Below are 20,061 nucleotides of genomic sequence, written 5' to 3' on the forward strand. Positions count from 1 at the left end.
GGAATGCCCATGCCATCATCCCACGGCGTGCCAAATCGTCCTGAATCCGATCGGAAAAAGTTGCAAAATTTCGCCAAAAGCGATGGCTCCAGGCGATGGCGACGCTTGCAGCCCCAAAACAAAAGCCGGCCCTGATCCAATCAGAGCCGGCTTGTTCTGAGGCCGCCAAATCCCGCCGGAAAATTACTCCGCGGTCCAGCCGCCGTCGATCGAGTAGTTGGAGCCGGTGATCTGCGCGGCATCGTCGCTGCACAGGAACAGCGCAAGCGCCGCAACCTGATCGGAGGTCACGAACTCCTTGGTCGGCTGCGCGGCGAGCAGCACGTCCTTGATGACCTGCTCCTTGGTCATGTTGCGCGCCTTCATGGTCTCCGGGATCTGGTGCTCGACCAGCGGGGTCCAGACATAGCCCGGGCTGATGCAGTTGCAGGTGATCTTGTGCTGCGCGAGCTCCAGCGCCACCGTCTTGGTGAGGCCGGCGATGCCGTGCTTGGCCGAGACATAGGCCGACTTGAACGGCGAAGCGACCAGCGAGTGCGCCGAGGCGGTGTTGATGATGCGGCCCCAGCCGCGCTTCTTCATGCCGGGCACCGCGGCGCGGATGCCGTAGAACGCGGACGACAGATTGATCGCGATGATCGCTTCCCACTTCTCCGGCGGGAATTCCTCGATCGGCGCAACGAACTGAATGCCGGCATTGTTGACCAGGATATCGACCGAACCGAAGATCTTCTCGCCGAGCGCAACCATCTCGGCGATCTCGGCCGGCTTGGTCATGTCGGCCGGCGAATGCACGGCCTTGACCTTGAAGTCGGTCTCGATGCCGGAACGCTCCTTCTCGATATCGGCCGGAACGCCCATGCCGTTGAGAACGATATTGGCGCCGGCGCCGGCGAAGGCGCGCGCGATCGCCAATCCGATGCCGCTGGTCGAGCCGGTCACAACGGCGGTCTTGCCTGTCAACGTACCCATTGTCGGTCGCTCCTATTTGCTTGCGGGGGGTGTGGGTTCATCCCCCGTGAGGTCGTAAGTCACCATGGTCTCCCCGGACTGCGGCCGTTCTAGCCATTCTTTGTGACGCATCGACAAATGCACGTCGCGGACGCCCGCGCCCCAGTGCTCGACCATCGCAACATGGGAGAAGTCGTAGTCCTTCGAGGAGCTCTCGTAGTTCTTGCTCTTGTAGATCAGGTGAACCACCGTGACGGTGTTCTCCTTGGACGCCTTGCGCAGCAGCTCGACCGACGGATCGTTCTTCAGGTAATCGGGCAGCTTGCCGATCAGGTCGCGTACCGCCATGCGGGCGTTGTGGATCTGCCTGTTCTTGTCGGTGTTCATCCGCGTCCGGCTGGAATAGCGGATATCCTTTTCGCGTTCGGCGGCCTCCAGCAGCGTCTCCGGCAACGGCCCGCGCGCGCTGAACAGATCGACCTGGAAGATCAGAAGATCGCGGCTGGTCTCCTCGTCGAGCACGAAGTCGAGCGGGGTGTTGGAGGCGATGCCGCCGTCCCAATAATGCTCGCCCTCGATGACGACGGACGGAAAGCCCGGCGGCAGCGCGCCCGAGGCCATGATGTGCTCGGGGCCTATCTTCTTGCCGAGCTTCCTGAACTCGTAATTGTCAAAATAGCGGAAATTGCCCGAGGTGACGCTGACCGCGCCGACCGACAGGCGCGTCTTCAGATCGTTGATCCGGTCGAAATCAACGAGGCGCTCCAGCGTCTTCTTCAGCGGCGCGGTGTCGTAATAGCTCAGCGATTGCGAGCTGCCGGGCGGCCACAGCGGCGCCGGCGGAATCCGCGGCGTGAAGAAGCCGGGCACGCCGAAGGTCGCGATGATGGCGGCGCTGGTCTCGTTGAACAGCGAGCGGGCGCGTTCATGCTTCGAGACCGGATTCCACGGCACCGGCGCCGATACCATCTCCCAGAATTCCTTCAGCCGCGGCACGCGCTCGGCCGGCTCGTTGCCGGCGATGATCGCGGCGTTGATGGCGCCGATCGAGATGCCGGCGATCCATTCCGGCTCGAAGCCTGCGTGACAGAGGGCCTGAAAGGCGCCGGCCTGATAGGAGCCGAGCGCGCCGCCGCCTTGAAGAACCAGCACGCGCTGCGCTTGCGCCGGCGTCGAGGCAGGCGCGGTGTCGGAAGTATCCATTCGTAACCGTTCGCTCAAAAACGACTTGGGCCGCAACCGTGGCGACAGTTCGCCGCGGCGTCAATCAGCGAGATTATGGGGTTAGATCACGCGGAATTTATCGAGATCAGGTTGCCGCCAAAATGAGCGTCCAGAACACCTTGTACTTGGTGTTGGGAGCATAGACCGCCGCGATGCCCATTTTTGTGACACCGCTCTTCAGCATATTGGCCTTGTGCGGCGGTGAATCACGCCAGCCCGAAAAGGCTTCCGCCAGCGTGTGATAGCCGGCCGAGATGTTCTCGACCGCGACGGTGGCGGGATAGCCTCCGGCCTGCAGCCGCTTGCCGAGCGGGGCCTTTACGTCATGGTCCATCTTGTTGCGGGCGGCCATCGCCTGCGACTGCTGCTCAGCGAGCTTGGTCAGGTCCGGATCGACCACCACGGTGCCAAGACCATTGTTCTGGCGATACTGCGAAAACATGATCGCGGCCGCCTGGCTATCCAGGACAGCGCCGGGTTGGGCCATGTTGAGATACATGGTCGGTTCTTCCGGGATTTTGGTGTCCGTGCCGCAGCCGGCAAGCAGCAGAAGCCCGAACAGGGCGACCGTCGTCCGTTTCACTGTAAGAAAACCCCCAAAGATTGGCCCGCCGTTGTTGCATACCAACCGTGGCTGAATGGTGAACAGGGGCTAACTTTTGGCTGCGAAATGCCGTCATTCCGGGGCGCGAAGCGAGCCCGGAATCTCGAGATTCCGGGCTCGGTCCTACGGACCGCCCCGGAATGACGGTGGATGTGGTCAGGAACCGTCGCCCGGATGCCTACTCCTGGGCGGCAAAGATCCGGTAGCGGCGGGGCTGCAGCGAGACGATTTCGCCGGCCTGGAGCTCGCGGTCGCGGGGGGCGTCGATCTCGATCACGGTCTTGCCCTCGCTCCCCGACAGGGCCACCTCGGCGCGCTGGATCGGACCGAACGAGCGGACGTGCCGGATGGCGCCTTCCAGGGCGCCGGTTCCGGCCGGGCCGACCGCCATGTCGTGGCGGCGGACGAACAGTTTTGCCGCGCCCGACGCCGCGCCCAAAGCCGGAATGTTCAGGGGACGGCCGTCCAGCCGCACCGCATCGCCGGCGACGTCGACCGGCAGCACGATGGATTCGCCGATGAAGCCATGCACGAAGGCGGTCGCCGGATTGTCATAGACCTCGCCGGGCGAGCCGATCTGCTCGATCTTGCCCTTGTCCATCACCACGACGCGGTTGGCGACTTCGAGCGCTTCTTCCTGGTCATGGGTGACGAAGATCGAGGTGACGTGGATCTCGTTGTGCAGCGAGCGCAGCCATTGCCTGAGCTCCTTGCGCACCTTGGCATCGAGCGCGCCGAACGGCTCGTCGAGCAACAGGATCCGCGGCTCGATCGCGAGCGCGCGCGCCAGCGCGATGCGCTGGCGCTGGCCGCCGGACAATTGGCTGGGATAGCGATTGGCCAGCCAATCGAGCTGCACCAGGTCGAGCAACTCCTTGACGCGGGCACGGATCGTCGCCTCGTCCTTGCGGATCGCGCGCGGCTGCACGCGCAGGCCGAAGGCGACGTTCTCGAACACCGTCATGTGGCGGAACAGCGCGTAGTGCTGGAACACGAAGCCGACCTGGCGCTCGCTGGCGCCGCGCGAGAGCGCATTCTCGCCGTCGATCGCGACCTCGCCCGAGTCGGGCCAGTCCAGGCCCGCGATGATGCGCAGCAGCGTCGTCTTGCCGGAACCGGACGGACCGAGCAGCGCCAGCAACTCGCCGTCGGCGACCTTGAGGTCGACATTATCGAGCGCGGCAAAGCTGCCGAACGTCTTTACGATATTCTTGACTTCAATCGCCATCGGGCACCTCTGCCTCGTCGAGCCGCCGTTCGAGAACGGTTTTCGCCACCAGGGTGATCAGCGCCAGCATCGCGAGCAGCGATGCGATCGCGAACGAGGCGACGAACTGGTACTCGTTGTAAAGAATTTCGACCAGCAGCGGCATCGTGTTGGTCTCGCCGCGGATGTGGCCGGAGACGACCGACACCGCGCCGAACTCGCCCATCGCGCGCGCGTTGCAGAGCAGTACGCCGTACAGCAGGCCCCATTTGATGTTGGGCAGCGTGACGCGGAAGAAGGTCTGCAGGCCGGAGGCGCCGAGCGAGATCGCCGCCTCCTCTTCCTGGGTGCCCTGCTCCTGCATCAGCGGGATCAGCGCGCGCGCCACGAAGGGGAAAGTGACGAAGATCGTCGCCAGCGCGATGCCCGGCACCGCGAACAGGATGTGGACGTTATGCGCCTGCAGCCACGGCCCGAAATAGCCCTGCGCGCCAAACAGCAGCACGTAGACCAGGCCCGAAATCACTGGCGAGACCGAGAACGGCAGGTCGATCAGCGTGATAAGGAAGGTCTTGCCGGTGAACTCGAACTTCGAGATCGCCCAGGCCGCGATCACCCCGAACACGAGGTTGAGCGTGACCGAGATCGCGGCGATCAAGAGCGTCAGCTTGATGGCGGCGAGTGCCTCAGGCTCCGCCAGCGCCGCGAGATACGCGCCGACACCTTTCGAGAACGCCGACGCAAACACCACGACCAGCGGCAGCACGACGAAGACGCTGAGGAAGGTGATCGCGAGTGCGATGATGATGAAGCGGATCGGCCCGGGCTCGGTGCGCAGATTGTGCTGCGCCGTCCCCGGCTCCGCGCGCGCGATCTCGAGCCGCGGCGCCGGCGCCGCGACGCTGACATCGGTCGCGGGTGCGTAGGTCCGCAGTTGCGTGGTCGAGGTCACCAATCCCGTCTGCATCGACATCGCAAGACCTCAATGCACGGGGATGCGGGCTTGCGCCCAGCGCTGCAGCCGGTTGATCAGGAAGATGATCAGGAACGAGGCCACCAGCATCACGACCGCGATCGCGGTGGCATCGGCGTAGCGGAATTCGGACAGCCGGATCACGATCAACAGCGGCGCGATCTCGGAGACATTGGGCAGATTGCCGGCGATGAAGATCACCGAGCCGTATTCACCGATGGCGCGGGCAAAGGCCAGCGCAAAGCCGGTGAGCAGCGCCGGGATCAAACTCGGCAGGATGACGCGAAACACCGTGTGCCAGCGATTGGCGCCCAGGCTCGCCGCCGCCTCCTCGATCTCGGGATCGAGATCGATCAGCACCGGCTGCACCGTGCGCACCACGAACGGAATGCCGATGAAGATCATCGCGATGAAGATGCCGATCGGCGTGAACGCGACCTTGATGCCGAGCTCGGCGAGCGGCGCGCCGAGCCAGCCCTTCTGGGCGAACAGCTGCGTCAGCGCGACGCCGGCGACCGCCGTCGGCAAGGCAAACGGAACATCGACGATGGCGTCGAACAGCCGCCGGCCCGGAAAGCGATAACGCACCAGCGCCCAGACGATGACGGTGCCCATCACCAGGTTGACGCATGCGGCCGCAAACGAAAGCCCAAACGAAATCTTCAGGGCGTTCAGGGTGCGGCGGCTGGTGAGGATGCCCCAGAACTGGTCGAGGCTTAGCTCGAACGTCTTGAGGAACAGCGCGGCCAGCGGAATCAGGATGATAACGGACAGCCATGTCAGGGTCAGTCCCATGGTGAGACCGAACCCCGGCAGGGTACTGCGCCGTGCAACCGCTGTGCTCACATATCCCCCTGATAATCCGATCAGTTCTTGTAGATCTGATCGAAGATGCCGCCCTCGGCGAAGTGCTCCTTCTGGGCCTTGGTCCAACCACCAAAAACGTCGTCGATGGTGAAAAGTTCAACCTTGGCGAAGGATTTTTCGTACTCCTTGGCGATCTCGGGATCGCGCGGTCGGTACGAGTTGCGCGCGGCGATCTCCTGGCCTTCCTTGGTGTACCAGTACTTCAGATAGGCCTCGGCGACGGCGCGGGTGCCCTTCTTGTCGGCGACCTTGTCGACCACGGCGACCGGCGGCTCGGCCAGGATCGACTGCGCCGGGGCCACGATCTCGAACTTGTCCGCGCCGAATTCGCGAAGCGCCAGAAAGGCTTCGTTCTCCCACGCCAGCAGCACGTCGCCGACGCCGCGCTCGACGAAAGTCACGGTCGAGCCGCGCGCGCCGGTGTCGAGCACCGGCACGTTCTGATAGAGATCGGCGACGAACTTCTTCGCCTTGTCCGCGGAGCCGAACTTCTTCTGCGCATAGCCCCAGGCGGCGAGATAGTTCCAGCGCGCGCCGCCCGAGGTCTTCGGGTTCGGCGTGATGACGCTGACGCCGGGTTTAATCAAATCGTCCCAATCCTTGATGCCTTTGGGATTGCCCTTGCGCACCAGGAACACGATGGTCGAGGTGTAGGGCGAGGCGTTGAGCGGCAGCCGCTTCTGCCAGTCGGCCGCGATCAGGCCCTTGCCCGCGATCGCATCGATGTCATAGGCGAGCGCCAGCGTGACGACATCGGCCTGCAATCCGTCGATCACCGAGCGCGCCTGCGAGCCGGAGCCGCCATGCGACTGCTTGATCTCGACGCTCTTGCTGGTTTCCTTCTGATAGGCCGCGGCGAACGCCTTGTTGAAATCGACATAGAGCTCGCGGGTCGGATCATACGACACGTTCAGCAGCGAATAGTCGGCCGCAAAGGCCGAGCTCGCCCACAACAGTCCCGCGACCAGCGGCAGGATACGACGGATCATTTCGCTCTCCATTCAACCTGAGAAATGTCAGGGAACACGCAAGACATAACTCACGGCGAAGTGGTCTTAAGTCAACGAAACCGGTTTTCTTTGTTTTCGGCGGCGCAGCGCGCTTGTGCTACGAAGTTGCCGCACTGCGAAGGCTTTGTCGCGTCGCCAAATCGCGACGAAGGCTCATCGCGATCGAGCGCCCTGCTCCATACCCTATGACATCTTCATCGTATGGATGCCGCATTCCGTCTTGGCCCGGCCGCGCCAGCGGCCGTCGCGCGCATCCTCGCCGGCAGCGGACCGGCTGCTGCAAGGCATACACCCGACCGACTGATATCCCGATGCGACAAGTGGATGCGGCGGCAGCTTGCCGAGCGTGTAGATCGCCTCGATCTCCTCGCGCGAGACGTTGGCGAACGGATTGAATTTCAGCCTGACGCCGTCATCCTCGACAACCGGGATGTCGGCGCGGGCACCGCCCTGGAAACGCTTGCGGCCGTTGATCCAGCCGGCGAACGGCTTCAGCGCACGCGCCAGCGGCTCGACCTTGCGGATGCGGCAGCATGCGTCGGGATCGGTGAACCACAATTCGCGGTCCGGATCCTGGCGCGACAGCGCCTCCTCATCGGGCTTGATCGAACGCACGTCGGTGAGGCCGAGCGTTTCGACCAGCGTGTCACGATAAGCCAGCGTCTCCTCGAACAGCCAGCCGGTATCGAGAAACACCACCGGGATCGCCGGATCGACGTCCGCCATCACCTTGAGCAGCGCGGCGGACTCGGTGCCGAACGACGACACCAGCGCCACCTTCTCGCGGCCGAGCGTCTTGACCGCGGCTGCGATCACCTCGGCGGGTGATGCCGTGCGCAGCGCGCGATCGAGCGCATCGGCCGCTGGCAATGCGGCCGGCGCCACTGCGAGCTCTGGTGCGAGCGTGCTCACTGGCCGGCGCTCTCCGAGTGACGCAGCTGCATGCGGCGGTTGAGTGCGGTGACGCGGCCGTCGCCGGTCGGCTGGTAGAACACCGAATAGCGCTTCATGGTCGCGGCGAACGCGTCGGCGTCGGCGTCCTTCTTCACCTCGAAGGCGTCGAAGCCGGCGCGCGTCATGAACACGAACTGGTCGCGCAGGATCTGGCCGGTGGCGCGCAGTTCGCCGTCATAGCCGTAACGCTCGCGCAGCAGGCGCGCCTGGCTGTAGGCGCGGCCGTCGCGGAAGGTCGGAAACACCAGCGCGACCGAGGCCAGCCGATCGAGATGCGGCACGAGATCGTCGAGGTTGCGGTTGTTCGGCCAGATCACCCCTAGCTTGCCGGGACGGCGCAGCAGCGCCTCCGGATCGGCGAGAAAACGCTCGGCGCTCACCAGCACCGCGCCGTCGCCCGGCAGCTCGGCGCCGTCGGCGACATGCACGAACAGATCGGTGGTGATTCTTCCCTGCTTAACGAGTGGCATAGACCCGCTCCCTGATAGGCTCGACGCCCAGACGCTTCACCGTATCGACGAACAATTCCTCGGGACGGTCGCGCAGCGCGAGATAGGCTTCGACAATGTCTTCGATCACGTCGGCGACTTCCGCATAGGGAACGGCCGGGCCGATCAGCGTGCCCAACTGCGCGTTCTCGTCCGCGCGGCCGCCGATCGTGATCTGGTAGAATTCCTCGCCGTTCTTCTCGACGCCGAGAATGCCGATGTGGCCGACATGGTGATGGCCGCAGGCATTGATGCAGCCGGAGATGTTGATGTGCAGCCGGCCGATCAGGTCGGCGGTGTCGTGGTTGGCGAAACGGCGCGTCAGCTCCTGCGCGATCGGGATCGAGCGCGCGTTGGCCAGCGAGCAGTAATCCAGCCCGGGGCAAGCGATGATGTCGGTGACGAGGTTGACGTTCGGCGTCGCGAGGCCGAGGCGGTCGAGCGCCTTGAACAGCTGCGGCAGGTCGCGCTTGGCGACGTGCGGCAGCGCCAGATTCTGCTCGTGGCCGACACGGATCTCGCCGAACGAATATTTGTCGGCGAGGTCGGCGACTGCGTCCATCTGCTCCGCGGTGGCGTCGCCCGGAGGGCCACCGACCGGCTTCAGCGACAGCGTCACGATCGAATAGCCCTGCACCTTGTGCGGCGCCACCGAGTTCTTGCGCCAGCGCTCGAACAGCGGATCATGCGCGGCCTGCTTCAGCTCGTCCGGCATGTGCGGCAGCTTCTCGTAAGGCGGATAGGAGAAGCGCGAGCGGACCTCCTCGATGGCGGCGTGATCGAGCGTCAGCCCGACATCGCCCATCGCCTTCCACTCCTCCTCGACTTCCTTGGCGAACTTCTCGATGCCGAGCTCGTGCACCAGGATCTTGATGCGCGCCTTGTAGATGTTGTCGCGGCGGCCGTACTGGTTGTAGACGCGCAGGATCGCCTCGACATAGCTCAGGATGTCGCGGCCGTGCACGAACGGCTTGATGGTCTTGGCGATGAACGGCGTGCGGCCGAGGCCGCCGCCGACCAGCACCTCGAAACCGGTCTCGCCGTCGGCGTTCTTGTGCAGCCGCAAGCCGATGTCGTGGATCTTGATCGCGGCGCGGTCGTTCTCGGAGGCGGTGATCGCGATCTTGAACTTGCGCGGCAGGAACGAGAATTCCGGATGCAGCGTGGTGTGCTGGCGCAGGATCTCCGACCAGATCCGCGGATCCTCGATCTCGCCGGGCGCCACCCCTGCCCACTGGTCCGAGGTGACGTTGCGCATGTTGTTGCCGGAGGTCTGCATCGCGTGGATGCCGACTTCGGCGAGATCGGCGAGCGCATCGGGCAGCTCGGCGAGCTTGATCCAGTTGAACTGGATGTTCTGCCGCGTGGTGAAGTGGCCGTAGCCGCGATCGTAGCGGCGCGCGACATGGGCGAGCCGGCGCAACTGCTTCGACGACAGCGTGCCGTAGGGGATCGCGACGCGGAACATGTAGGCGTGCAGCTGCAGGTACACGCCGTTCTGCAAGCGCAGGATCTTGAATTCGTCCTCGGTGAGTTCGCCGGAAAGGCGGCGCTTCACCTGGTCGCGGAATTCCGAAACACGCTCGTTGATCAGCGTGCGGTCGAGTTCGTCATATGCATACATGATGGATGAGCCTTACGCCGGCACCTGAAGATCGATCGTGACGCCCTTGGCGCGGATGTGTTCGCGAAGATTGCCCGGCTTGAGCTTGCCGCCGTCCTTGAGCTCGACCGGCGCGATGTAGGGGCCGACCGCGCCGACATCGTCAGCGGTGGCTTCGGCCAAGAGAGCGCGCGCGTCGTCGGAGGTGCTGACGACGGCGGAATCGGACAGTTCGGTGGACCAGCCTTGCTTGGCGGTCCGGTACACCACGGCACCATCCCAGGTGCGGTTGGCGGTCACCACCGAGGGGCCCGTGATCCTGATTTTCTTCTGTTCAAGCGGAGAGGTCATTCGGCAGCTTTCAGCAGTTCGGAGAACATCTGGTTGGAGAAGAGTTGGGTGACGTTGGACCGGCTCCACGGCGCGGAATGCGCGACCACGTCGCCGATGATGAGAATGGCCGGACCGCCGTCGACCTGTTTGACCAGTTCGGGCAGCCGCGCCAGCGTGCCGACCGCGGCCTTGGCATCCGGCCGCGTCACGCGCGCGAACACGCCGACCGGCGTCTCCGGCGAGCGGCCCGCGGCAAGCATGCCTTCGCGGATCGAAGGCGCCGCGGTCATGCCCATATAGACGACGACGGTCATCTTCTTGTCTGTCAGCACCGACCAGTCGACAACCTCGGCATCGCGCGCCTTGTGCGCAGTGAGGAAAGTGATGCGCAGCGCCTCGTGCCTGAAGGTCAGCGGCACTTCGAATTGCGCGGCCGCGCCCAGACCGGCGGAGACGCCCGGAATGATGGAGTAAGCGACGCCGGCGTCGCGCAGCGCCTCGATTTCCTCGCCGCCGCGGCCAAAGATAAAGGGATCGCCGCCCTTCAGCCGCACCGCGCGCTGGCCCGACTGCGCGGCCTCGATCATCAGCGCATTGATGGCGTCCTGGCCGATGCCGGGCTTGCCGACACGGCGGCCGACCGGGATCCGCGTGGCATCGCGCCGGATGCGGTCGAGAACTTCGGATGACACCAATTCGTCATAGAACACGACGTCGGCATCCTGCAGCGCGCGCAACGCCTTCACCGTGAGCAGATCCGGATCGCCGGGACCGGCGCCGACCAGCGTCACGTGACCGATGGCCTTGCCTTCCGCGCTCGCGCCGGCGAATGCGGCGGGATCGGCGATCGCGTTCAGCGCCTGCTCGGCCTCGTCCTTGCGGCCGGCCAGCACCAGCGCGCCAATCGGGCCGTCGACAATGCGCTCCCAGAAGCGGCGACGCAGCGGAAACTCCTCGATGCGGGCGTGGATCGATTTGCGGACGCCGCCGATGAAGCCGGCGAGATCGCCGATCCGCGCCGGCAGCACCGCCTCGATCTTCTCGCGGATGCGGCGCGCGACCACCGGCGACGTGCCGCCGGTGCCGACCGCGACCACGACATCGCCGCGATCGACGATCGCCGGCATGATGAAGGTGGAATGCACGAGGTCGTCCATCACGTTGACCGGCACGCCGATCGCCTTGGCGCGCACCGACATCGCAACACCGATCTCGCCTGCGCCGGCACAGAGGACGGCGATGACATCGGAGAGGTCGGCGGCGAGCGGATCGCCTTCGGCGCGCTCGATCCGCGCGGCGTCCTCCGCCGCGAGACCGGCAATGTCATGATCGCTGTCGGTCGCGTACCAGCGCACCGCGGCGCCGGCGGCTGCGAGCAGCCGCAACTTGGCGCGCGCGAGGTCGCCCGCTCCAACGAGCAGCACCTTGCCGCTTTGCAGATCCAGAAACACCGGCAGATATCGCATCAGACACTCGCTTCCCCAACTTGGGGGTTGACTGAAATTATTTTCTATTTATCTCTCGATCAAGGCCAGCAAAGAGAAAATTATTTCTTCTCTATTGCAGCGCAACTTTAGAATTTTCAACTCCACAGGCCAAGGCCAAGAGATGCATCTTCTCGACAACGAATCCGTCGCCGCCAGGACGCGGTCCGCAGCGCTTAGCAATGCATCTTCCGTGCCGGGGATTCCCGCCAATCAGGCGCCTCCGTCGATGGATCATCTCGACGAGCTGGAGGCGCAGAGCATCTACATTCTGCGCGAAGCGTTCGCCCGGCTGAAAAAGCTCGCGTTGCTGTGGTCGCTCGGCAAGGATTCCAACGTGATGATCTGGCTGGCGCGCAAGGCGTTCTTCGGCCGCGTCCCGTTCCCGGCATTGCACGTCGACACCGGCAAGAAATTTCCGGAGATGTACGCGTTCCGCGACCGCTTCGGAAAGGAGTGGGATCTCGACCTGCGCGTCGAGCCCTGCCCGCCGATCGACAGCGTCGACCCGACCCTGCCGCCGGCCGCGCGTTCTGCCGCGCGCAAGACCGAGGGGCTGAAGCTCGCGCTCAACAAGTTCGGCTTTGACGGATTGATCGCCGGCATCCGCCGCGACGAGGAGGCGACCCGCGCCAAGGAGCGCGTGTTCTCGCCGCGCGGCCTCGAGGGCGAATGGGACGTCCGCGACCAGCCGCCGGAGTTCTGGGACCAGTTCAACGCCTCGCCGCCGCAAGGCGCGCACTTGCGCATCCATCCGATCCTGCATTGGACCGAGGCCGACATCTGGGCCTACACCAAGCGCGAAGGCATTCCGATCATCCCGCTCTATCTCGCCAAGGACGGCAAGCGCTACCGCTCGCTGGGCGATTCCGACATCACCTTCCCGGTCGCCTCCACCGCCTCCAACATAGACGAGATCCTCACCGAGCTCGACGGCACCAAGGTCCCGGAGCGCGCCGGCCGCGCGCTCGACCACGAGACCGAGGATGCGTTCGAGCGGCTGCGCGTCGCCGGCTATCTCTGATCAACACTTCAAGCAACACCAAGCTTCGTGCGAGCGTTCCGATGAACATGATCCTTCCCACTGCCTCGATCTCGGCAACGCCCAACGGCACGACGCGGCCGCAGGTGCGCATCGTCATCGTCGGCCATGTCGATCACGGCAAGTCGACGCTGGTCGGGCGCCTGCTGCACGAGACCGGCAGCCTGCCCGACGGCAAGCTGGAAATGCTGAAGGCGGTGAGCGCGCGGCGCGGCATGCCGTTCGAGTGGTCGTTCCTGCTCGATGCGCTGCAGACCGAGCGCGACCAGGGCATCACCATCGACACCACCCAGATCCGCTTCCGCACCCGCTCGCGCGACGTCGTGCTGATCGACGCGCCCGGCCACGCAGAGTTCTTGCGCAACATGATCACCGGCGCCTCGCAGGCCGACGGCGCGGTGCTGATCATCGATGCGCTGGAAGGAGTGCGCGACCAGACCAGGCGGCACGGCTATCTCCTGCATCTGCTCGGCGTGAAGCAGGTCGCGGTCGTGGTCAACAAGATGGACCGCGTCGAGTTCAGCGCCGACCGCTTCAAGGAGATCAGCGACGAGATTTCCGCGCATCTGATCGGCCTCGGCGTGACCCCCACAGCCGTGATCCCGATCTCGGCGCGCGACGGCGACGGCGTTGCCGAACGCACGCCGCGGATCGACTGGTACAAGGGCGCGACCGTGGTCGAGGCGCTCGATGCGCTCGAGCCGGCACGCCCGCTGGCCGAACTGCCGCTGCGGCTGCCGGTGCAGGCGATCTACAAGTTCGACGACCGCCGCATCGTGGCGGGCCGCATCGAGTCCGGCAGCCTGAAGGCCGGCGACGAGATCGTGATCATGCCGACCGGCAAGATCGCGCGGATCAAGACCGTCGAGAGCTGGCCGGTGACGCCGGTGAACGCCCCACAGGGCGCTGGGCGCTCGGTCGGCATCACGCTCGACCGCGAGCTGTTCCTTGAGCGCGGCGACATCATCGGACATTCCGGGCAGAGCCCGCGCGACACCCGCCGCATCCGCGCCCGGATCTTCTGGCTGCATGACAAGCCGCTGACCAAGGGCGAGCAGATCCTGATCCGGCTCGGCACCAAGGAAAGCCGCGCCACCGTGGTCGCGATCGAGAAGGCGGTCGATCCCGGCGCGCTGTCCAACGAAGAGAACACCGCGATCGCGCGCAACCATGTCGGCGAGATCGACATCTCGCTGGCGCAGCCGGTTGCAACCGATCCCTACACCGACAATCCGCGCACCGGCCGCCTCGTGATCGAGGTCAACGGCCGTATCGCCGGCGGCGGTCTCGTGCTGTCGGTCGACGCCGGCCGGCCGGCGGTGCCGGTCGATATCGTGCCGGTGGAGTCCGCGCTGCGGCCGGACGAGCGCTCGGCGCGCTACCACCACAACGGCGCAGTGGTCTGGCTGACCGGCCTGCCCGGCTCGGGCAAGTCGACCCTGGCGCGGGCGCTGGAACGGCGCCTGTTCGGCAATGGCGGCTCGCCGATCCTGCTCGATGGCGACACGCTGCGTGCCGGGCTGAACGGCGATCTCGGCTTCTCGCCGCAGGACCGCGCTGAAAACATCCGCCGCCTCGCCGAAGTCGCGACCCATCTGGCGCGCAACGGCCATATCGCCATCGTCGCCGCGGTGTCGCCATCGAGCGCCGACCGTGCGGCAGCTCGCCGCATCGCCGACAGCGCATTCCGCGAGATCTATGTCGCAACGCCTGCCGAGGTCTGCGAGACCCGCGATCCGAAGGGCCATTACGCCAAGGCGCGCTCCGGCGGATTGCCGTCTTTCACCGGCATCACCAATGACTACCAGCCGCCGACCGGCAACGAACTGACCATCGACACCTCGAACCGCTCGGTCAGCGATGCCACCGACGAGATCGAGCGGATGCTGGCCACGACTGGCATCCTGTTCGACGAACTGACCGACCTCGCGGCGAATATTTAGCTTCTCTTGCTGTCATCGCGCGGCTTGTTGTCCAGGCGATCCAGTATTCCAGAGACAGCAATTATCGAGCCGATAGGCCGCGGCGTACCGGATGCCCCACTTGCAGCGGGGCATCCGGCGGTGTTGAGGCCTATTCGGCCGCGCGGCTTGCGGCCCCGTGCCGTACCATCCCAGGCGATTGCCCGGTAACACGCTTGAACGCGCGGCTGAACGCCGCCTGTGACGCATAGCCAAGCCGCTGCGCGATCACATCGATCGGCTGGCGTTCATGCTTGATCCACTGTGTCGCGAGACGCATGCGCAGCTCGGCAAGATAGCGCAGCGGCGATTGCCCGGTCATGGCCTGGAAGCGCTCGGCGAACAGCGAACGCGAGCAACCCGCCTCCGCCGCCAATTCAGCAACAGTCCAGTTGCGGCCGGGCGCGCGATGCAGCGCGCCGATCGCGCGGCCGAGACGCGGATCACGCAAGGCCTCGAACCAGCCCATGGCGTTGTCGCCGCCGCATTCGACCCAGCCACGCACGATCGACGCGGCGAGCACATCGGCGAGCCGCGCCATCACGCCGACGGAGCCGGCCCGCGGCGTGCAGGTCTCCCGCTCCATGGCCTTCAGCATCGGTTCGATTTCCGGCTGGCGCGCAAGCAACGTGTCGGCCCGCATCACCTCCGGCATCAGCGCGATCAGCGGGCGCATGCCGCCAAGATCGAAATTCATGCAGGCGCTGAAGACCAGGACCGACTCGTCCTGCGGGCATCCTTCAGGGCAGGCCGATGTCACATCGACATTGCCGCACAGCGTCTCGGTCTCGAAACGCTCGACGTCGCAACTCGGCTCATCCGGGGCCGAGACAAGATCATGCGCGCCGCCGCGCGGCAGGAAAATCGCGTCACCGCATCCAAGGGGAAGCAGCGTCGCATCAGCGTAGCGCAGAAGTGCCGTGCCATGTGCAACGAAGTGGAATTGCGCGCGTCCGTACGGCGTTTCGAACCGAAACCCGAAGGGCGCCCGCGTCTCGATCCGACGGTAGTGAACGCCCTCAAGCCGCATGCCGAGCAGCAACTCGCTCACCAGATCGACGGCGGCGTCGGTCGTATCGGCGGTGGACGATCTGGACGAATGATCAAACATTGAAGCGTTTATGGCATAGATCGTCCAAAACCTCCAGCCTATGTCTGCGGCGGTGCAACATAGATGGAAGGTTCGGCCAATGGATCAAGAAGTGGACCCCGCTCTGGCGCACGCCGATGCCCTTGCGCTGATGCCGGGCGACGCCGCGCTCAAGGTTGGTGACAAGCCGGCCTCACCGGAAAGGCCCGCCTGGGGCGCCGTCGCGGCCATGATGCTGGGCGTCACCGCACTTCTGACGGCCGAGTTCCTGCCGTCCGGTCTGTTGACGCCGATGGCGCGCGATCTCGGTGTGAGTCCGGGCCTCGCCGGTCAGGCCGTGACCGCGACCTCGCTGGCCGGGCTGGTCGGAGCATTGTTCACGCCGACACTGACGCGCAGGTTCAATCGAAAGCCGGTGCTGCTCAGCTTTTCGATTCTCCTGGTGATCTCCAATCTGCTGGTGGCGCTGGCGCCGAGCATCACGTTCCTGCTGGCGGCGCGGATCGTGCTCGGCCTTGCCATCGGCGGGTTTTGGGCGATGGCGGCAGCGACGACGATCAGGCTGGTGCCGCCGTCGCTGGTTGCCCGGGCCTTGTCGATCGTGATGAGCGGCATTCCCGCCGCGATGATCATTGCCGTTCCGCTCGGCAGCTATCTCGGCGAGGTGGCGAGCTGGCGCTCCGTGTTCCTGCTCGCGACGGCATTGGGCGCAGCGGTATTCGTCATCCAGGCACTCGCTCTGCCGCGTTTGGCCCCAAGGGGAGAAGCCGGGCTCGACACCCTGATCGACATCCTGACACGGCCGGGGATCGGCGCCGGCATCTTGGCGGCAACGTTGGTCTTCACCGGACACTTCGGCTATTTCGGCTATATCCGTCCATTCCTCGAGAGCGTGACCGGGCTGGGCGCTGCCGGCGTCGCGGCGACCTTGCTTGCCTTCGGCGTCGCGAACTACCTCGGCTCGTTCGCGAGCGGGCTGATGGCTGAGCGCAAACTCAAGCTCACGCTGATCGCGATGCCGCTGGCGATCGGCGTGATCGGTCTGTTGCTCTCGGTCTTTGGCAAGGACGTCATTCCGGCTCTGGTGCTGGTCGCACTCTGGGGCTTCGCCTTCAGCGGCGTACCGGTCGCGACCACGACATGGATCACCCGCATGGTGCCCGACGAGACCGAGAGCGGGACCGGACTGACCGTGGCCTCGATCTTCCTCGGCATCACCATGGGCGCGGCCGGCGGCGGGCTGGTGCTTGATCTGATGGGCGCATCCGCTGTGTTCGTAGCGGGCGCAATTCCCCTGGTGCTCGCTGCATTGCTCATCGCCAGCAAGGTACGCACCGGGGCGCCCTGACGGGTCTTTCCGGGAGCGGACCCCGGCGTTTGGAAGATTCAGGGTGGCCGCCCGCGTGACGATGCAGCGTGGGGCCGGAAAGGGGGCCTTCTCAGAACCGGGACTTTAGGGCTAAAAGGGCCGTGAACGCGGCCCTTTGGCGCGTTTTTTGCTGATTTCTCTCGAAAACAGCTCCTAAACGCCCCATTCCTTTGAGAAAGCCCATCATGACTCGTGTCGATGCCCATGGATTGAAGATTGCCCCTGTCCTGTTCGATTTCATCGCCAAGGAGGCGACGCCGAAAACCGGGATCGCCCCGGATGCGTTCTGGGCCGGACTTGCCGCCATCATCCAGAAGCTCGGACCGAAGAACCGCGAGTTGCTCGCGGTCCGCGACACGCTGCAGGCCAAGATCGACGACTGGCATCGCGCCAACAGGGGCAAGGCGTTCGACATCAACGCCTACACCGCGTTCCTCAAGGACATCGGCTACCTGCTGCCCGAGCCCGCGACCCACAAGGTCGAGACATCAAATGTCGATGAGGAAATCGGCAAGATCTGCGGCCCGCAGCTGGTGGTGCCGCTCACCAACGCCCGCTACGCGCTGAACGCCGCCAACGCGCGCTGGGGTTCGCTGTACGACGCGTTCTACGGCACCGACGCGATCCCGCACGATCCGAGCGAGGCTGGCCGTGGCTACAACAAGGCCCGCGGCGACAAGGTGATCGCGAAGGCGAAGGCGTTCCTCGACGCCGCCGTGCCGCTTGCGACCGGAAGCCACACCGACGTCACCTCCTACGCCGTGATCGCGGGCAAGCTCTCGGTCAAGCTGAAGAGCGGCAACTCGACCGCGCTGAAGAACGCCGCCCAGTTCGCCGGCTATCAGGGCGACGCCGCTCAGCCTTCCGCGATCCTGCTCGTCAACAACGGCATGCATGTCGAGGTCAAGATCGACCGCAACAACGTGATCGGCAAGGATGACCCGGCCGGCGTCGCCGACATGATCCTGGAATCGGCGGTCTCCACCATTCTCGACATGGAGGACTCGGTCGCTGCCGTCGACGCCGAGGACAAGGTGCTGGTCTATCGCAACACGCTCGGCCTGATGAACGGCACGCTGTCGGCCGATTTCGAGAAGGGCGGCAAGACGCTGACCCGCTCGCTCAATGCCGACCGCGTCTACAAGAAGCCCGACGGCAGCGAGCTGAAGCTGCACGGCCGCAGCCTGCTCCTGATGCGCAATGTCGGCCACCACATGTTCACCGACGCCGTGCTCGACGCCAAGGGCGAGGAAATCCCGGAAGGCATCCTGGATGCCGCGGTCGCCGGCCTGCTCGCGATCCACGACCTCAAGGGCAATTCCAAGGTCAGGAACAGCCGCACCGGCTCGGCCTATATCGTCAAGCCGAAGATGCACGGGCCCGACGAGGTGACGCTGACCTGCGACCTGTTCGCCGAGGTGGAAAAGATGCTCGGCCTGCCGGAGAACACGCTGAAGGTCGGCATCATGGACGAGGAGCGCCGCACCACGGTCAACCTCAAGGCCTGCATCCAGCGCGCCTCCAAGCGCATCATGTTCATCAACACCGGCTTCCTCGACCGTACCGGCGACGAGATCCACACCTCGATGGAAGCGGGTCCGATGATCCGCAAGAACGACATGAAGGCGCAGCCGTGGATCAAGGCCTATGAGGACTGGAACGTCGACAACGGCCTGATCGACGGCCTGCCCGGCCATGCCCAGATCGGCAAGGGCATGTGGGCCGCCCCCGACAAGATGGCCGACATGCTGGTGCAGAAGATCGGCCATCCGCAGGCCGGTGCCACCACCGCCTGGGTGCCGTCGCCGACCGCGGCCACGCTGCACGCGCTGCACTATCACCAGGTCAATGTGATCGCCCGCCAGCAGGAGCTCGCCAAGGGTGGGCCGCGTGCCAAGCTCTCCGACATCCTCACCATTCCGGTGTCGCAGTCGAACTGGGCGCCCGACGATGTGAAGCAGGAGATCGACAACAACTGCCAGGGCATCCTGGGCTACGTCGTGCGCTGGATCGACCAGGGCGTCGGCTGCTCCAAGGTGCCCGACATCCACGATGTCGGCCTGATGGAAGACCGCGCCACGCTGCGCATCTCGAGCCAGCACCTCGCGAACTGGCTGCATCAGGGCGTCATCACCAGGGACCAGGTGATGGAGTCGCTGAAGCGCATGGCCGTCGTCGTCGACAAGCAGAACGCCGGCGATTCGCTCTACAAGCCGATGGCGCCCGCGTTCGATGGCACCGCCTTCAAGGCCGCCTGCGACCTGATCTTTGAGGGCCGCACGCAGCCGAACGGCTATACCGAATACATCCTCACCGCGCGCCGCCGCGAGGCCAAGGCCGCGGGCTGATCTGCAAGCGATCGCAACGACAAGCAAAAGCCCCGGCGATAAGCCGGGGCTTTTTTGTTGGCGCCGCAAGTAACGCCGGGAAGAGCCGGACGCGATCACCTGCCGTCGCAGGGCGCACTGCCAAATTATCGAAAACAACCCCATGCAAAGGTGCCGGCGGATACGGCGACTTGACTCGTCGGGCAAATCAGCTCTACATTTCCATTATCCCGAAATCGTGCAGACGCCCTCGCCGTGTCACCCCCCGCTCATGCATGCGCGGGTGACGACACCGAGAAGCTTGTTTGACAACTTGAATCACGACCGCCGCCATTGTCGTCCTTGCCTGGTGCGCAATTGCGCACCAGGCAGGGACGACGATGAGGATGGTCGCGCTTCGCTCCTCGCAATGACGGATCTAGAACACCGCCAGATACTTCAGCAGCGAGATGATGCCGATGATGATGACGACGGCGCGCGCGATCTGCTTGGCGCGGCCGTCGAGCGGCAGCATGTTGATGAGATAAAGAACGAGAATAACGACAAGGAAGGTGACGAGTACGCCGACGAGCAT

Annotated in this window: 18 protein-coding genes; 4 read left to right on the forward strand and 14 right to left on the reverse strand. The window is 64.9% G+C overall.

Going from position 1 to position 20,061, the window contains the following annotated elements; all coding sequences use genetic code 11:
* Positions 1 to 183: 183 nt before the first annotated feature.
* From J2R76_RS23480 to cysG, 12 genes are all read right to left on the reverse strand, one after another.
* Positions 184 to 972 carry a 3-hydroxybutyrate dehydrogenase gene (locus J2R76_RS23480; RefSeq protein ID WP_253625042.1) on the reverse strand — a complete coding sequence of 263 codons (789 nt, stop codon included), beginning with the start codon at positions 970 to 972 and terminating at the stop codon, positions 184 to 186.
* Between the two features lie 12 nt (positions 973 to 984).
* Positions 985 to 2,154: a DUF3734 domain-containing protein gene (locus J2R76_RS23485; protein ID WP_057016154.1), complete on the reverse strand. Its 1,170-nt coding sequence runs from the start codon at positions 2,152 to 2,154 to the stop codon at positions 985 to 987.
* Between the two features lie 106 nt (positions 2,155 to 2,260).
* Complete coding sequence (locus tag J2R76_RS23490) at positions 2,261 to 2,758, reverse strand: CAP domain-containing protein (protein WP_028334729.1); 498 nt, start codon at positions 2,756 to 2,758, stop codon at positions 2,261 to 2,263.
* Between the two features lie 199 nt (positions 2,759 to 2,957).
* Positions 2,958 to 4,007 (reverse strand): sulfate/molybdate ABC transporter ATP-binding protein, encoded by a 1,050-nt coding sequence (locus J2R76_RS23495; RefSeq protein WP_028342240.1) that lies wholly within the window; start codon positions 4,005 to 4,007, stop codon positions 2,958 to 2,960.
* Positions 3,997 to 4,959, reverse strand: a complete 963-nt coding sequence (gene cysW / locus J2R76_RS23500; RefSeq protein WP_375166529.1) for a sulfate ABC transporter permease subunit CysW — start codon at positions 4,957 to 4,959, stop codon at positions 3,997 to 3,999. The genes J2R76_RS23495 and cysW overlap by 11 nt, the downstream gene beginning before the upstream one ends.
* 9 nt (positions 4,960 to 4,968) lie before the next feature.
* Positions 4,969 to 5,775 carry a sulfate ABC transporter permease subunit CysT gene (gene cysT, locus J2R76_RS23505; protein ID WP_076824967.1) on the reverse strand — a complete coding sequence of 269 codons (807 nt, stop codon included), beginning with the start codon at positions 5,773 to 5,775 and terminating at the stop codon, positions 4,969 to 4,971.
* 50 nt (positions 5,776 to 5,825) lie between these two features.
* Positions 5,826 to 6,815, reverse strand: a complete 990-nt coding sequence (locus J2R76_RS23510; RefSeq protein ID WP_057016182.1) for a sulfate ABC transporter substrate-binding protein — start codon at positions 6,813 to 6,815, stop codon at positions 5,826 to 5,828.
* 204 nt (positions 6,816 to 7,019) lie between these two features.
* Entirely contained in the window at positions 7,020 to 7,748 is a 729-nt protein-coding gene (locus J2R76_RS23515) for a phosphoadenylyl-sulfate reductase (protein WP_057016152.1), read from the reverse strand.
* Positions 7,745 to 8,260 (reverse strand): DUF934 domain-containing protein, encoded by a 516-nt coding sequence (locus tag J2R76_RS23520; RefSeq protein ID WP_016845212.1) that lies wholly within the window; start codon positions 8,258 to 8,260, stop codon positions 7,745 to 7,747. Before J2R76_RS23520 ends, J2R76_RS23515 begins: the two co-directional genes overlap by 4 nt.
* Positions 8,247 to 9,902 carry a nitrite/sulfite reductase gene (locus tag J2R76_RS23525; protein WP_253625043.1) on the reverse strand — a complete coding sequence of 552 codons (1,656 nt, stop codon included), beginning with the start codon at positions 9,900 to 9,902 and terminating at the stop codon, positions 8,247 to 8,249. Before J2R76_RS23525 ends, J2R76_RS23520 begins: the two co-directional genes overlap by 14 nt.
* A 12-nt stretch (positions 9,903 to 9,914) precedes the next feature.
* Positions 9,915 to 10,232 (reverse strand): DUF2849 domain-containing protein, encoded by a 318-nt coding sequence (locus J2R76_RS23530; protein WP_028334721.1) that lies wholly within the window; start codon positions 10,230 to 10,232, stop codon positions 9,915 to 9,917.
* Positions 10,229 to 11,680 carry a siroheme synthase CysG gene (gene cysG / locus J2R76_RS23535; RefSeq protein WP_253625044.1) on the reverse strand — a complete coding sequence of 484 codons (1,452 nt, stop codon included), beginning with the start codon at positions 11,678 to 11,680 and terminating at the stop codon, positions 10,229 to 10,231. Before cysG ends, J2R76_RS23530 begins: the two co-directional genes overlap by 4 nt.
* A gap of 247 nt (positions 11,681 to 11,927) precedes the next feature.
* Here cysG and cysD point away from each other — a divergent pair, with 247 nt between their 5' ends.
* Together cysD and cysC are read left to right on the forward strand one after the other, a co-directional pair.
* Positions 11,928 to 12,722: a sulfate adenylyltransferase subunit CysD gene (gene cysD / locus J2R76_RS23540; protein ID WP_076824965.1), complete on the forward strand. Its 795-nt coding sequence runs from the start codon at positions 11,928 to 11,930 to the stop codon at positions 12,720 to 12,722.
* A gap of 41 nt (positions 12,723 to 12,763) precedes the next feature.
* On the forward strand, positions 12,764 to 14,683 hold the full coding sequence (gene cysC, locus J2R76_RS23545) for an adenylyl-sulfate kinase (protein WP_253625045.1): 1,920 nt from the start codon (positions 12,764 to 12,766) through the stop codon (positions 14,681 to 14,683).
* A 130-nt stretch (positions 14,684 to 14,813) separates the two neighbouring features.
* Here cysC and J2R76_RS23550 read toward each other — a convergent pair whose 3' ends face one another.
* Positions 14,814 to 15,752: an AraC family transcriptional regulator gene (locus tag J2R76_RS23550; protein WP_375166580.1), complete on the reverse strand. Its 939-nt coding sequence runs from the start codon at positions 15,750 to 15,752 to the stop codon at positions 14,814 to 14,816.
* 139 nt (positions 15,753 to 15,891) lie between these two features.
* On the opposite strand from J2R76_RS23550, the gene J2R76_RS23555 reads away from it, so the two are divergent.
* Positions 15,892 to 17,139 carry an MFS transporter gene (locus tag J2R76_RS23555; protein ID WP_253625047.1) on the forward strand — a complete coding sequence of 416 codons (1,248 nt, stop codon included), beginning with the start codon at positions 15,892 to 15,894 and terminating at the stop codon, positions 17,137 to 17,139.
* 206 nt (positions 17,140 to 17,345) lie between these two features.
* On the forward strand, positions 17,346 to 19,508 hold the full coding sequence (locus J2R76_RS23560; RefSeq protein WP_057016147.1) for a malate synthase G: 2,163 nt from the start codon (positions 17,346 to 17,348) through the stop codon (positions 19,506 to 19,508).
* 397 nt (positions 19,509 to 19,905) lie between these two features.
* Here J2R76_RS23560 and J2R76_RS23565 read toward each other — a convergent pair whose 3' ends face one another.
* Positions 19,906 to 20,061, reverse strand: a complete 156-nt coding sequence (locus J2R76_RS23565) for a Thivi_2564 family membrane protein (protein ID WP_085970696.1) — start codon at positions 20,059 to 20,061, stop codon at positions 19,906 to 19,908.

Origin of the sequence: Bradyrhizobium sp. USDA 4532 (assembly GCF_024171315.1) — a bacterium.
GTDB lineage: Bacteria > Pseudomonadota > Alphaproteobacteria > Rhizobiales > Xanthobacteraceae > Bradyrhizobium > Bradyrhizobium australafricanum.